The following is a 14867-nucleotide window of genomic DNA, read 5'->3' as shown; positions in this document are numbered from 1 at the left end:
TAACATGAAATTACTGGAGAACAAAGTAGCCATAGTAACAGGCGCCAGCCGTGGTATCGGGGAAGCAATTGCTTTGAAATTTGCAGCACAGGGAGCAAACGTAGCATTTACATACGTTAGCTCCGATGAAAAAGCCCAGGCACTGGAAGCAAAACTGACCGCTTTGGGTGTAAAAGCAAAAGCTTATAAATCCAATGCAGGCGTTTATGAGGAAACTGAAACGCTGGTGGCGGATGTATTGAAAGAATTCGGTAAAATTGATATTTGTGTGAACAATGCCGGTATCTCCAAAGATAACCTGCTGTTGCGCATGAGTCCTGATCAATGGGATGATGTGATGAACGTCAACCTGAAGAGCGTGTATAACATGACCAAGCATGTAATACGCCCAATGATGAAAGCAAAAAGCGGTAGCATCATTAATATGAGCTCCGTAATCGGTATCATGGGCAACGCCGGCCAAAGCAGCTATGCCGCTTCCAAAGCAGGTATCATCGGCTTTACCAAGTCCATTGCACAGGAACTGGGCAGCCGTAACATCCGTTGCAACGCCGTGGCTCCGGGTTTTGTAGAAACAGACATGACCAGCTACCTCAAAGAAGGAGAGGGTGCTGCCAATTATATTGCCCAGATTCCGCTGGCCCGCTTCGGTACACCGGAAGATATTGCCAACGTTTGCCTGTTCCTGGCGTCTGATATGAGCGGTTATGTAACCGGTCAGACAATCAGCACCTGTGGCGGTTTATGTATGTAATTCAACGAGTTAAAGATGGTAAAACGCGGGCCTATAACCCGCGTTTTTTTATTGAACCTACTTTACGTATCTTTTCGCCACAGTGAACAATCTTGTGGACGAAGGAATACTTTGGAGGAAGTAAGTAAAAATATTAACCGGAAACAACGTCAACTACCCGCTTTTGAGTCATTATTCAAAGAGTATTATCCCGCGCTCTGTACATTCGCTTTTGATTTTGTAAACAGACATGAACTGGCAGAAGAAATTGTGCAGGATACTTTTTTGAAGATATGGGAAAAGTATAAGGAGCTGGACATTCAGGTATCTGAAAAAGCATACCTGTACCGCGCTGTTCAGAATAATTGCCTCAACTACATCAAGCAAAACAAAGTGAAGGCGCAATATGGCAGCGAACAACTTCAGCAGCTGGAGTCCCGTATTGCTCTCTTCAGCATCGCCTCCGGGCATTCGCCGGCCGAAAAACTGGAGCAATCCGAACTGGAGCTGATAGCCGAAAAGGCAATCCGCAAATTACCACCCCAATGCCAGGATGTATTCCGGCTTAGCCGTTTTGAAGAACTGAGTTACCCCGAAATTTCCCGCCACCTCGGCATTTCCATCAATACCGTGAAAACGCAGATGACCCGCGCCCTGCAAAGGTTACGCGATGAATTACTTCCTCTTCTGAAGTAAATAAAAAGTTTTTTTTCTTCTCTTGTCACCCTACCCGGCATTAAATGTTGTCTTACTACTTGTTTTCTATATGATGGGGCCTAACTATACACAGGAGCAGGCAGATGACCTGATCGCACGTTTTTTATCCGGCAATATTTCCCCGGATGAACAAGCAGCGCTAACGCACTGGATCAATGCTACGGCGGAGAACCAGTCTTATTTCCTGCAGCTCAGGGATGCGTGGCAGGCAACGGCACGGGAAGGAAATTATGATGCCGGCGCCGCCTGGGATAGTTTGCAGTATAGAACGGCCATAGAAGCGCCATTGGCGGTAAATAAATGGAAATATTATTTCCGTGTGGCCGCCTCTTACACCTTGCCTTTTTTAATCGGCGGCGGCCTGGTATATGCCTGGGCTTCCGGTAAAAAAGACAACAACAGTAACGCGCTGGTAACGGTAACCAGCCCAAAAGGGGCCACCACCAAAATTGAATTGTCTGATGGTACGGAAGTATGGCTGAACGCAGGTAGTAAACTACAGTATGCACAGTCTTACAACCTCCGCGGCCGCGAAGTAAAACTGGAAGGAGAGGCTTTCTTTAAAGTGCATACCAACGCACAAAAGCCTTTTACAGTAAGGGCCTCCGACCTGAGCATACTCGCGCTGGGTACATCTTTCAATGTAAAAGCATACCCGGAAGATAAAACTGTAGTGACCACCCTGGTAGACGGAGAAGTGAAGATAGATGGCAGCAAAACCACTACGCCTTTCGGACTCATGATGAAACCACATCAACATGTTGTGTATAAAAAACCGTTGTCGACAAACGATAGTGAACAACCGAAAACGCCTGTATCCGGCGGCGACAGCTCTACAGCTGCCCCAATAGAAAGCAGGGAAGTGAACAATACAGAAATATATACCGCCTGGAAAGACGGCAACTGGATAGTGGCCGCTCAAACAATGGACGAACTGGCGGTTACAATGGAACGCAGGTTTAATGTAAAGGTGATCTTTAAAGAACAGGAACTGAAAGAATACCGCTTCAGTGGCACTTTCCGTCAGGAAACGCTGGAACAGGTACTGAACATTCTAAAGCTCACGGCACCGCTGAAATACACCATAGACAAAGGTGTAGTTACCCTGGCGCTGGATGAGGAGCTGAGAGAAAAATATAATAAAGCATTTAAGACCCGGTAATGGCCGGAGAGAAGAGAGAACCATCATTCTATCACCTGTAAAACCAACTTACATGCCCGACATGAAGGACTAAAAAAATTGGGGTAATGCGACTTACCCCAATCAACGAAAATCACTGAATGGTGAATTGCCTTTGCGACGGGCAACCACCGTAATTATCGTTTAACTAAAATCTATACAAGTTTATGAAATCCACTGCAAACCTGGCGGCATTATTTTGCCCCGGGCGAAAATTATTGCTCATGATGAAATTGACGGGTCTGCTGATTTTCGGAGGTTTTTTACAGGTATCCGCTAATGCTTACGCGCAGGATAAAATAAAAGAACTGCATGCTGAAAATAAAAGCGTGAAAGATGTATTTAAACTCATCGAAAACAGCAGCAATTATCGCTTCTTCTACAACGAGAACTTTACTGATCTGAATAAGGCAGTGACCATTGATGTGAAAGATAAAAAGATCAGTGATGTGCTGAAGGAACTCTTCAACAACTCCAATGTTACTTTCCGCGTACTGGAAAACAACCTGGTAGTGATCACTCCCACGGGTACCGCACAGGTAAAGGTAACAGGATATGTAACAGACGCCACTACCAAAGATCCGTTGCCCGGTGTAACCATCACCGTAGAAGGCGCCAGCACCGGCGCAGTAACAGATGCCACCGGTAAATTCACTATCCAGGCTCCTTCAGAAAACAGCGTACTGATATTTTCCTACATCGGCTACCTGCAACAGAAAGTAACATTAGGCGGACGCTCCGAACTCAATGTTAAACTGGAACCTGATACGAAGAAACTGGAAGAAGTAGTAGTAATGGGTTACACCACTACTACCACCAAAAACCTCACCGGCGCAGCGCAGGCGGTAAGCGGCGCTAAACTGAAAGACGTAACCGCCAGCAGCATGGACAAAATGTTGCAGGGTAAAGTAAGCGGCGTATTTGTAGGGAATACTTCCGGTGACCCCGCTTCCGCACCCGTTATCCGCATCCGTGGTAACGGAACCCTTACTGCGGGCAACTCTCCGCTGGTAGTGGTAGATGGTATCATTGGCGGTTTACCCAACCCCAGCGATATTGAAAGCGTTACCATCCTGAAAGATGCCGCCGCGACTACATTGTACGGCGCCCGCGCCGCCAACGGCGTAATGGTAATTACCACCAAAAGAGGTAAAGCGGGCAAAACACAGGTAAACTTCCGCACCAACGTGGGAACCGCCCAGCTCAATACCGGCCATTTCCACCTGATGAACGGAACAGAACTGTACGACCTGCAGAAAGCCGCAGGAGCCACGCTGGACCCATCTCAACGTAATATCAACACCAACTGGCAGAAGCTGGCCTTCCAGAATGCCACCAACCAGAACTACGAATTATCTACCAGCGGTGGTAACGAAAAAACAAAATTCTACCTGGGCGGTAACTATTATAAAGAAGATGGTATCCTGAAAGGTACCGGTGTAGAGCGTTTCAGCGCCCGCCTCAACCTGGATCATAACATCACCGATAAGTTCCGCATCAGCGCCAACTTTGCTGGAACCCAAACTTCCGACCACGATAATTCAAACGGTTCGCTGTATCAGTACTACACCAACCTCCCGTGGGATAAGGCATACGACGAACAAGGCAAGCCGGTAAACCCGCTCACCGCCGCCACCTGGTATGGCAGGGATATGACCAACTTCCTCTACGACCAGCAGTATAATTATATTAAAAATAAAAGACAGTCGCTCGAAGCCCTGGTGAAACTGGAATACGATATCACCAAATGGTTGTCTTTCAGCTCCACCAACCGCGCGCAATATTACCACTTCAACCAGGAAAGCAACGGGGATGTGCGTACCTCCTCCGGCACCGACGACCGTGGTAACCTGTATAACTACTACCAGGATTCTGCGAGTTATATCAGCTCCAACCTGTTGAAAGCAAGATATACCATTAATAAGGTGCATAACATCGACGGACTGGTAGGTGCTGAGTTCCAGCAAGCCAATCTCAATGATATCAATGCAAAAGGTAAAGGTATCCTGCAGGGAGTAGAGGTATTGGATGGTACTTCTTCGCCGATGTCTATTGGCGGTACAAAAATAGCCCGCGCTTTTAATTCCTATTTTGTACAGGCCAACTATAACTACAATTATAAATACTACTTCACGTCTTCCTTCAGAAGAGACGGATCTTCCAAGTTTGGCGCCAATCAGCAGTATGGTAACTTCTATGCCTTTGGGGCATCATGGGCAGCATCTGAAGAAAATTTTATCAAGCAGATAAAAGCAATCACCAACCTGAAGTTAAGAGCCAGCTACGGAACTACCGGTAATGCGGAAATCGGCGACTACAGCGCTATCGGGGCATATTCTATCAATACACAGTACAATGGTTTCCCCGGCGCTTACCAGAGCGTGTACAATGTGCCTAACCTTTCGTGGGAGAAAGCATATAATACCAATATTGGTATCGACCTGGGATTATTTAACCGGATTAACCTGACGATAGAATTATACCAGAAAGATAACAAAGACCTCCTGTTCAACGTGCCGCTGCCTGCTACTGCCGGCTACAGCTACATTTCACAGAACGTTGGATCTGTGCGTAACAAAGGACTTGAAATCAACCTGAGTACAGATAACCTGGTAGGTACATTTAAATGGAGCACCGACTTCAACATTGGCTTCAATAAAAACAGGGTAACCGAACTGTATACCGGAAAGAACCAGATTGTAGATCCGATCAGTGGTTACTTCATCCTGCAACAGGGCCAGGATATGCGTAGTTTCTATATGCGCAAATGGGTGGGTGTAGATCCTGCCAATGGTGATCCGCTGTGGGAAAAACTCGTTACGGATGCTAATGGCAATGTAACCGGCAAAACCACTACCAACAATTACAACGATGCGTCTTTGCAGATTGTGGGTTCTGCCACGCCAAAATTCTTTGGTGGTATGCGTAATACCTTCTCCTATAAAAACTTCCAGCTCAGCGCCTTCCTGGCCTTTGTTTCCGGCAATGATGTATATAACAGCACCCGTGAACTGATGGATAATGATGGCGCGTATTATACCTATAATATGATGCAGCTGGATAAAGACTGGAACCGCTGGGAAAAACCGGGCGATGTGGCTACCCATCCGAAGTATACTATCAAAGGAAATAAAAACTCACATAAACCATCTTCCCGTTTCCTGGAAGACGGAAGCTACCTGCGTCTGAGAAACGTAAACCTGAGTTATGCGTTGCCCAAAGCCTGGCTGGACCGCGCGCATATTGGAAACGCCAGAATTTCTATTGGCGGTGATAACCTGTGGACATTAACCAAATTCTCCGGTCTGGATCCGGAAGTAGATGACAGGGGTATCAACTACATCAAGTATCCGTCCAGCACCAAATGGTTTGCAGGTCTTGAAATTAATTTTTAACAGGAGCTAAAAAGAGATGATCATGAAACACATGTCGAAATATTTTGCAGGACTGTTGCTGTTGTCAGTGGCTACTTCCTGTTCATTGAAGAAAGACCCGTATAGTGCTGTTCCGGATGATAATATCCTGAAAGATGAAACTAAATGGCCGGCGGCTACTGTGGGTAATTATGCGTTACTGAAAGAAGAAAGTTTTACGCGCAACTATTTCCAGATGGGAGAGTTCCCAAGTGATGATGTGGCGTTGAGCGGTGCCACTACCGATGCGCTCTTCTATTCTTATACTTACGGACACCTCACCAACCAGGCCAATGCATTGCAGATCTGGCGGGCAGGATACAAGGCTATCAACGGCTGTAATAAGCTGCTGGAAGTAATGACGGAAGGTAAGTCGGATGCCGTGAATAAAATGATCGGGGAAAACCTGTTCATCCGCGCCTTTGTACATTTCAGCCTGGTAAGGTCTTTCGGCCGTCCTTATACACAGAACCCTGCAACTAACCTGGGCGTACCGGTGGTAACTAAGTTCGATATAACTGCGATGCCTAAACGTAGCACCGTAAAAGATGTATACGCGCAGGTAGTAGCAGATCTGAAGAAAGGAAAAGACCTGATGGATAACTCCAACACCAACAGCTATGCCACCAAATACGGCGCTATGGCTTTACTGGCAAGGGTATATCTCTACATGGGAAAAAATGATTCTGCCCGTATTTATGCAGATTCTGTGATCACTTCAGGTCAGTATTCCCTGGTGAATACATCTGATCTTCCCGGATACTATACCAAAACCAATGAAAACAATAAGGAAACCATCTTTGCTATTCATCATACCCTGCAGGACGACCGTACCTGGGGCTCTATCGGCTCTATGTATTATATGTCGCCCGGTGGTATGGGTTATGGCGAAATGTATGCTTCGCAATCGTACCTCGATCTGCTGCACAAATATCCGGCAGATGCCCGTAACTCCTTTGTGCAGGCGGTTTACCTGAAAGGCGCTGATGGCCGGGATTCCGTGAATGCCGGCGGCCAGAAAGTAATGGCTTCCCGCAACGGCGTACCCAAATGGTATGTGCTGAAATATTCCAACCAGGATAACGTGCCTACCCTCAGTTCACCGGTGGTATTGCGCCTGGCTGAAATGTACCTTATCCGTGCAGAAGCCAATGCGAAGCTGAACAATAACGCTGCCGCCATCGATGATGTAAACACCATCCGTAAAAGAGCCGGATTAAGCGGCGCGGCACTGTTCACCGTATCAGACCTGCATGGCTATGCTTCTGTGCTGGATGTAGTACTGGACGAACGCCGCCTGGAACTGGCCTTTGAAACACATCGTGTATTTGACCTGTTCCGCAACAACCGGAATGTATACCGGAATTATCCCGGCGTGCAAACCAATCCGCAAACAGTTTCCTATACAGATGCAAGGGTGGTACACTTTATTCCCGAGCAGGAAATATTGCTTGATCCTAACCTGGTGCAAAACCCGATCCAATAGAAATACCGGTAAAAGCCCCGTTCACCGGGGCTTTTGCTTTTATAAAATAATCAGGAAAAGAAACCGCAACAGTAGTAAATTTATAACCGGTGAACATTTAAAAAATTGATTATCCTTCATGTATCAGACAAACCACCCTTCCCGCAATTTCAGGAAAGGATTGCTGCTGGCAGGACTTACTTTCAGCTTCCTTACCACAGCGCTCGCCCAGGAGTTGAAGTATACCAATAGCAACAACAACTGGAATGCAGACTCGCTCGGTAACCACCGTGCGGTAGTTACCTTCAACGGCGCCACCGGCGTAGCCCGCGTAGTAATCCCCTGGCGCCGCCGCGATGAACATCCGGAGCTGAAACGGATCATTATTGAAGATGCCAGAACAAAACAAAAGGTTACCAACGTAAAAGCGCTGGCGCTTACCCGTGAACAAGGCGATATCTGCTTTGAACCCACCTCCGGTAAAGGCGACTACTATATTTATTACCTGCCCTCCAGGAATGAAGGCCGCGATAACTATCCGAAAGGTGTGTACCTGGCGCCGGAACAAACCGCTGATAACAACTGGCTGCAATCCATACCGGCAGGCATAAAGCCCAATACCACCGTGAAGCAGCTGGAAGCCATCGACAGCTTCAATACTTTTTACCCGATGGAAGTAATTGCCACGGAAGCAGAAAGAAAGCAACTGCTGCTGAAACATCCGGGTGGCGGCTATATGCTGTTCCCTGAAGACAGGCAGTTTCCCATTAAAATGACGGACGACCTGCCACAGCGCTGGATAAAGAAAGGACCTTCGCAGTCCTTCTCCGGCGAAGCCGGTAAAGGAGAATACTACGCATTTCAGCTGGGCATTTACGCCCGTCATGAAATGAAGGATGTACAGATTTCTTTTGCCGATCTGAAAACGGCTACTGGTCAAACGATTCCGGCAACACAACTCAACTGTATCAATACCACCGGTACCACTTATGATGCAAAACCTTTTTCAGCCACGGTGAATATCCCGGAGGGAAAAGTACAGGCCATGTGGTGCGGCATAGATGTTCCGGAAAACGCTGCAGCAGGTATCTATAAAGGGATTGCCACTGTAAAGGCGGAAGGTATGCCTGCCATGCCGGTAAGGATCACCCTAACGGTAACGGATAAACTGGCAGTGAACAGCGGCTTTAACGAGCCCTGGAAACAAACCCGCCTGAAATGGCTGAACTCCACGCTGGCACAGGACGACGCCGTGATCGCCCCTTATACGCCACTGGAAATGAAAGACAGCGTGATCAGCTTACTGGGCCGTAAAGTAAGTATCAACAAAGATGGCTTCCCTGCCCAGATCCAGACTTTTTTTACGCCTGAAATGACTTCGCTGTCCACACAGCCCAAAAATATTTTCACCGAACCGGTACATTTCCATTTCATCAATGCCGCTACCGGCAAGGATCTTCACTGGCAAAGCAATGGCTGGCAGGTTACCAAACAAACGCCCGGCAAAATCAGCTGGAAAGCAGTGAACACCACTACCGGCCTGGAAATGGAAGTAAACGCCTCCCTCGAATTTGACGGCTTCCTCGACTATACCGTAAAAGTAACTGCCCTGGAAGACGTATCCCTGAAGGATATCACGATGCACCTGCCATTTGATAAAGGCGCCTCAAAGTATATGATGGGGCTGAACCAGAAGGGCGGGGTACGTCCGGAAAAGATCGACTGGAAGTGGGATGTGAAAAGTAAAAACCAGGACGGCGCCTGGATCGGCGATGTGAATGCCGGTATCCAGTTTAACCTGCGGGATGAAAATTACGTACGCCCGCTGAATACAAACTTCTACCTGCAGAAACCTTTACTGTTGCCCACTTCCTGGGGTAATGGCAATAAAGGCGGTATCACCATCGGTGAAAAAGGGAAAGCCATACTGGTAAACAACTACAGTGGTGAAAGAACCCTGCATAAAGGAGAGGTGCTGTATTATAACTTCCACCTGATCATTACGCCGTTTCACCCGGTTAACACCGATTTCCAGTGGTCTACCCGTTTCTATCACCGGTATAATAACCTCGACAGCATTAAAGCTACCGGGGCTACGGTGGTAAACATTCACCACGGCAACGACATCAACCCCTGGATTAACTATCCGTTCATTGAATGGAGCGCAATGAAGGATTACATTACATCTGCGCACCAGAAAGGATTGAAAGTGAAGATCTATAATACCGTAAGGGAGTTGTCGAACCATGCCTGGGAAACCTTCCCGCTGCGCAGTTTGGGGCATGAAGTATATACTTCCGGTAACGGCGGTGGCTTCTCCTGGCTGCAGGAGCACGTAGGTAAAGATTACATCGCGGCGTGGTTTGTACCGGAGTTTAAGGATGCCGCCCTCATCAACAGCGGCATGAACCGCTGGCATAACTATTATGTGGAAGGGATGAACTGGCTGGTGCAAAACGTAGGCATTGATGGTATTTACCTGGACGATGTGGCTTTTGACCGGGTAACCATGAAGCGCGTGAAACGTGTGCTCACAAAGGATAACCATCCGGGTATTATTGATCTGCATTCTGCCAACCAGTATAATAAATCCGATGGATTTATTAACAGTGCGGTACTTTATATGGAGCATTTCCCTTACCTGAACAGGCTTTGGTTTGGTGAATATTTTGATTATGAGAAGAATGATCCGGATTTTTTCCTCACGGAAGTAAGCGGTATTCCCTTTGGCCTGATGGGTGAAATGCTCCAGGATGGCGGTAACCAGTGGCGTGGTATGGTGTATGGGATGACTAACCGCATGCCGTGGACGGCTACATCTGATCCCCGTCCTATCTGGAAAGTGTGGGATGATTTTGGTATGCAGGGAACAAAAATGATTGGCTACTGGGTAGAGAACAACCCGGTTAAAACCAATAACCCGCTGGTGCCGGCTACTATTTACCGGAAAGATGGCGCGGTACTGGTTTCCCTGGCCAGCTGGGCGCCGGAAAACACCACGGTTAAACTCACCATCGACTGGAAAGCGCTGGGCATAGACCCTGCAAAGGCAGTGATAACGGCGCCGGATATACGCAGCTTCCAGCAGGGGCAGGTGTTTGGTAAAGATGCCAGCATCCCTGTAGAAAAGAATAAGGGCTGGCTGCTGATTATAAAGTAAGTTATAACTAAAAAGAAGGGGGACATCAGCTGATGTCCCCCTTCTTTTTTATAGCGTAGTTAAAAGCGTTTACCCGGTATCGTTACCCGGAATGTTTCCACGCATTTCCGGTCCTGCAGGGTTACATACACGGTTTTGCCGTCTTTATCCCCAAACACGAGGTTGCTGCATTGTTTTCCTTTCAGGGGTACTTCCTGGATCAGCTTTCCTTTCGGCGACAGCACGGCGATCACGCCTTTTCCCCACCTGGCCACGTAGAGATTTCCCACTTTATCGCATTTCATACCATCAAAACCAAAGTCGGGGAAGGTAGCGAATAAGGTTTTCCGGGAGATGTTACCGGCTTTATCCACCTTGTATTTCCAGATCTTCCGTTGCACGCTTTCGTTTACATACAGTGTTTTTTCGTCGGGGCTGAGTTCAATACCGTTGGTGGTGCCCATATTGCCTTCGAGCAGGATGGGGGTATGGTTGCCGGGGTCTATTCGCCAGATCTGGCCGGTGTTGCTGGCCCATTTGGGATCGCTGACAAAGATCTGGTCTTTGCTGTTGATACAGAGATCATTAGGTTGATTGAACTGATCAGAGTGAACGTATACGCCTACTTTTTTGGTTTTCATGTCAATAGTGAGCACATTATGCCGGATGAAATCCGGGAGGAACATGGTTCCTTTGCTGTTGAAATGAATGCCATTGGCGATGCTGCTATCGGGCAGTGTTACAAATATTTCGCCGGCGCCGGTTTTGGTATTTATCTTACCAATGGTACCATCCTGTTGAAAATTTACTACGTAAAAATTGCCTGCTTTGTCAAAGTTGGGTCCTTCAATATTTACGGAAAACATATTTTCTGCTGTCAGGTCGCGGGTTTCGTATACAGGTCTGTGTGTGTTTTTTTGCTGCGCCATCAGCGGGAGGCCGTATCCGGCCATCATTGCCAGCAGGCAGATATATTTTCTCATGTTCGTTTTATTTTGAAACTTTAAATTAAGGAACTATTCCAGATTTTTCAGCGTATATGGATGGGAGGGAGGGTATGTAATGAAATTATCAAGAAATAATTACCGGGGAAAACGGATCTGTTGCCTGTCAACTAATTTATTAATTTTGCGCCCATGATCCATGTTTCGGAGTTTAAAGATTTGGCGCAATTAACGATACACAAGGTAGGGAATCCCACTAACGACGAGGCCCTGCTCTGTTCCAAAGCGCCTTTGCAGCTGGAGGATGAAACGATCAGCCAGTTATTGGTAACATATTTTATTCAGCCGTTTGCCAATGCAGCAGAGTATTTCAGATTCCGTCATGACGCAGATCTGCAATTGAATGAAATATTTCAATATTGTCGACGTATATTTACTGACCAAAATGAATTCCAGGAGCAGTCGGTCAATATTGCCAAACATCTATATAAACATTCCACCCATCCTAAAATCAAAGGGGGAGAGCTTTATATAGCCTACTTTAGCAAGTGTCAGGTGGATGGTGAAGAGGTAGAAGCCATAGGCATTTTTAAGTCGGAGAACCGCGATACTTATTTGAAAGTATTTCTGGCAGACGAGAATTACCAGGTAAATTACGAGGACGGTATAAATATTAATAAGCTGGATAAAGGTTGTCTGGTATTTAATACGGAAGAAACCGAGGGCTTTAAGGTAAGTATCGTAGATAGCAACAGCAAACAAACCGAGGCGGTGTATTGGAAGGATGCCTTTTTACAGGTACAGCGCCGGGAGGATAGTTACCATCAGACAGAAACCGCGGTGGACATGTGTAAACAGTTTATACACAACAAATTGCCAACGGAGTATGAGATGGACAGAGTGGATCAGGTAGATCTGTTAAATAAATCAGCCGCTTATTTCAAGGAAAAAGAACAATTCCAACTGGACGATTTTGCGAAAGAAGTACTGGGTCATCCCGACGCCATAGCTTCTTTTAAGGAGTACCGAAACGAATATGCGAATCATTTTCAACAAGATATCCCTGACGAATTTGAAATATCTGCACCTGCTGTAAAGAAACAGCAGAAAGTATTTAAGAGCATTCTGAAATTGGATCGTAACTTTCATGTATATATTCATGGCAACCGCGAGATGATTGAGCGCGGTTTCGACGAAGCCACTAACATGAACTATTATAAGCTACTGTTTGAAAATGAAGCGTAAAACCGTGTGACAGACAGTAGAGGCGCCTGTGTGATTGATTTTGTGAAGAGATATAAATTAGCATTTTTTAAGTTTTCTCATAAGCAAAAACCAATTGTTAACAAAGGCTGCCTCGTCTGGGCGGCCTTTTATTTGGTTTTCTCTGATTACATTTCCATCATCTGGTATTTCAAAAATCTGCTGTCCCCGAAGGGGGGCTGAGGGGACATAGTGCATGGATAGTGCATCAATAGTGCATGAGGAGTGCATGAGGAGTGCATGGGAACAGTATAGATAGTGCATGGATAGTCCATCAGATACGCAGGTCCGAAGTATCGCAGAGGCATCCGGGAAGTAATGTTAACAGGAGATATAAGGCCCCATGTGCCCGTTAAAATATACAGGCAATAAAAAAGACAACCGGCTGGTTGTCTTTTTCATTTTTATTGTCCCTTTTCAGGATTGTTGTTTTTATTAGGATTAGGCGGCCGGTGTTTATGCCGTGGCGGACGCCTGTCTTGCCGGGGAGCGCCTCCCTGACCGGGTTGCGCCGGTTGTTGTCCGGGTTGTTTCGGAGCAGCTGGTTGTCTTTGTCCCTGCTGTTGGTCCGGGCGTGGTGGCTGTTGCTCGTTACGGGGTTGTTGTTCACGACCCTGTTTGGGCTGGCCTCCACCTTGTTGCCGCTGGCGGTTGTCCGGCTTCGGTTTACGATCACCTTGCTGGCGGTTATCGGGTCTTTGACCAGCTTTGGGGGAATCAGTTCTTGGCTGACCCTGGCCCTGGGCTTGTTTGGGTTCCCCGCGTTCCGGGCGTTCTCCACGCTCGCCACGTTCTCCGCCTCTTTGTTGTTTTTGTTTGTCTTTATCTTTCTGTTTACGCTTTTGTGCTGTTTTTTCGAGAGATTTCAGACTGATTAACCCAACCACATCTGCGTATCCGAGATCCGTTTCTTTTGGTTTGGCGGTTACTACTTCTACCGGTTTCAGGTCATCTGGCTTAATACCCTGCTTATTCAGGAGGCGTATTTCCTTAGCCCTGGAAATGGTGAGTGGATACTGTTTGTTACTGCCTTCATAAGAATACCACATGAGGCTTTTGAAGATATCCCGTTTCTGCAGGTGGGCAACGCCGCCGGCAGTTTCAATGTTATCCGCATCGTCGGGGAAGTCTTTCAGGGCATCGAGGTAGGTATCGAGCTCGTAGTTGAGGCAGCATTTCAAACGGCCGCATTGTCCGGATAGCTTGGCCTGGTTGATAGACAGGTTCTGGTACCGGGCAGCGGTAGTATTCACGCTTTTGAAATCAGACAGCCACGTGGAGCAGCATAACTCCCTGCCGCAACTGCCGATGCCACCTACTTTTCCGGCTTCCTGGCGGGCGCCTATCTGGCGCATTTCCACCTTGGCCCTGAATTCAGAGGCATATACTTTGATCAATTCTCTAAAATCAACACGATCGTCTGCGGTGTAGAAGAAAGTGGCTTTACGGCCATCGGCCTGTATTTCCACTTCTGCCAGTTTCATTTCAAGTCCGAGGTTGCGGGCAAGGGCTCTGGATTTTATGAGCGCCTCTTTCTCGCGGGACTTGTTGTCATTCATTCGCTGCAGGTCGTCGTTAGTTGAACGGCGTAGAACTTTTTTTACTTCGGGTGTGTCTTCAGCGCGTCGCTTCTTCATTTGTAGTTTTACCAGTTCGCCCGTCAGGCTTACTGTACCAACGTCAAATCCGCTAACTCCTTCTACAGTAACCATTTCTCCTTTATCAAAGAATTGTTTGGTTACGTTACGGAAAAAGTCCTTGCGGCTGCCATTGTTAAAACTCACTTCTATAATGTCAAATGGTGCTAAGCTATCACCAAGGGGAATATTGGACAGCCAGTCAAACACATTCAGTCTGTTACAACCTCCCGTGCTGCATCCTCCATTACTCTTGCATCCTGACGGCTTCCCTTCCACACCCGTACCACATCCGGCACAAGCCATATTATTAATTAGTTTAAATTTTATAAATAAGCATTTCAGGTTATTCCAGTTCTTCAAAATACGTTTTTCC

General features: G+C 47.0%; 9 protein-coding genes. 7 read left to right on the top strand and 2 right to left on the bottom strand.

Annotated elements, in window-relative coordinates; translation table 11 throughout:
- Positions 1–4: 4 nt before the first annotated feature.
- The 6 genes from fabG to B5Z18_RS20485 all read left to right on the top strand — a co-directional run bounded on the left by fabG (position 5) and on the right by B5Z18_RS20485 (position 10668).
- The gene (gene fabG / locus B5Z18_RS20510; protein ID WP_079471366.1) at positions 5–754 is read left to right on the top strand and encodes a 3-oxoacyl-[acyl-carrier-protein] reductase; all 750 of its coding nucleotides are present in this window, start codon (positions 5–7) and stop codon (positions 752–754) included.
- A gap of 111 nt (positions 755–865) precedes the next feature.
- The gene (locus tag B5Z18_RS20505; protein ID WP_200817308.1) at positions 866–1429 is read left to right on the top strand and encodes an RNA polymerase sigma-70 factor; all 564 of its coding nucleotides are present in this window, start codon (positions 866–868) and stop codon (positions 1427–1429) included.
- Between the two features lie 70 nt (positions 1430–1499).
- Positions 1500–2612, top strand: a complete 1113-nt coding sequence (locus B5Z18_RS20500) for a FecR family protein (RefSeq protein ID WP_079471364.1) — start codon at positions 1500–1502, stop codon at positions 2610–2612.
- A 242-nt stretch (positions 2613–2854) separates the two neighbouring features.
- Positions 2855–6025 carry a TonB-dependent receptor gene (locus tag B5Z18_RS20495; protein WP_159454372.1) on the top strand — a complete coding sequence of 1057 codons (3171 nt, stop codon included), beginning with the start codon at positions 2855–2857 and terminating at the stop codon, positions 6023–6025.
- Positions 6026–6047: 22 nt separating this feature from the next.
- A complete protein-coding gene (locus B5Z18_RS20490; protein ID WP_079471362.1) occupies positions 6048–7529 on the top strand; it encodes a RagB/SusD family nutrient uptake outer membrane protein in 1482 nt (493 codons plus the stop codon).
- A gap of 118 nt (positions 7530–7647) precedes the next feature.
- Positions 7648–10668, top strand: a complete 3021-nt coding sequence (locus B5Z18_RS20485) for a glycoside hydrolase domain-containing protein (RefSeq protein ID WP_079471361.1) — start codon at positions 7648–7650, stop codon at positions 10666–10668.
- Between the two features lie 59 nt (positions 10669–10727).
- Here the strand turns inward: B5Z18_RS20485 and B5Z18_RS20480 are convergent, their stop codons facing one another.
- Positions 10728–11630: an SMP-30/gluconolactonase/LRE family protein gene (locus tag B5Z18_RS20480; RefSeq protein WP_079471360.1), complete on the bottom strand. Its 903-nt coding sequence runs from the start codon at positions 11628–11630 to the stop codon at positions 10728–10730.
- 153 nt (positions 11631–11783) lie between these two features.
- On the opposite strand from B5Z18_RS20480, the gene B5Z18_RS20475 reads away from it, so the two are divergent.
- Complete coding sequence (locus B5Z18_RS20475; RefSeq protein ID WP_079471359.1) at positions 11784–12836, top strand: nucleoid-associated protein; 1053 nt, start codon at positions 11784–11786, stop codon at positions 12834–12836.
- A gap of 422 nt (positions 12837–13258) precedes the next feature.
- Here B5Z18_RS20475 and B5Z18_RS20470 read toward each other — a convergent pair whose 3' ends face one another.
- Entirely contained in the window at positions 13259–14797 is a 1539-nt protein-coding gene (locus B5Z18_RS20470; RefSeq protein ID WP_079471774.1) for a PSP1 domain-containing protein, read from the bottom strand.
- Between the last annotated feature and the right edge of the window lie 70 nt (positions 14798–14867).

Source organism: Chitinophaga ginsengisegetis (genome assembly GCF_900168065.1).
Lineage (GTDB): Bacteria > Bacteroidota > Bacteroidia > Chitinophagales > Chitinophagaceae > Chitinophaga > Chitinophaga ginsengisegetis.
This window is presented reverse-complemented; position numbering and strand designations above follow the sequence as displayed.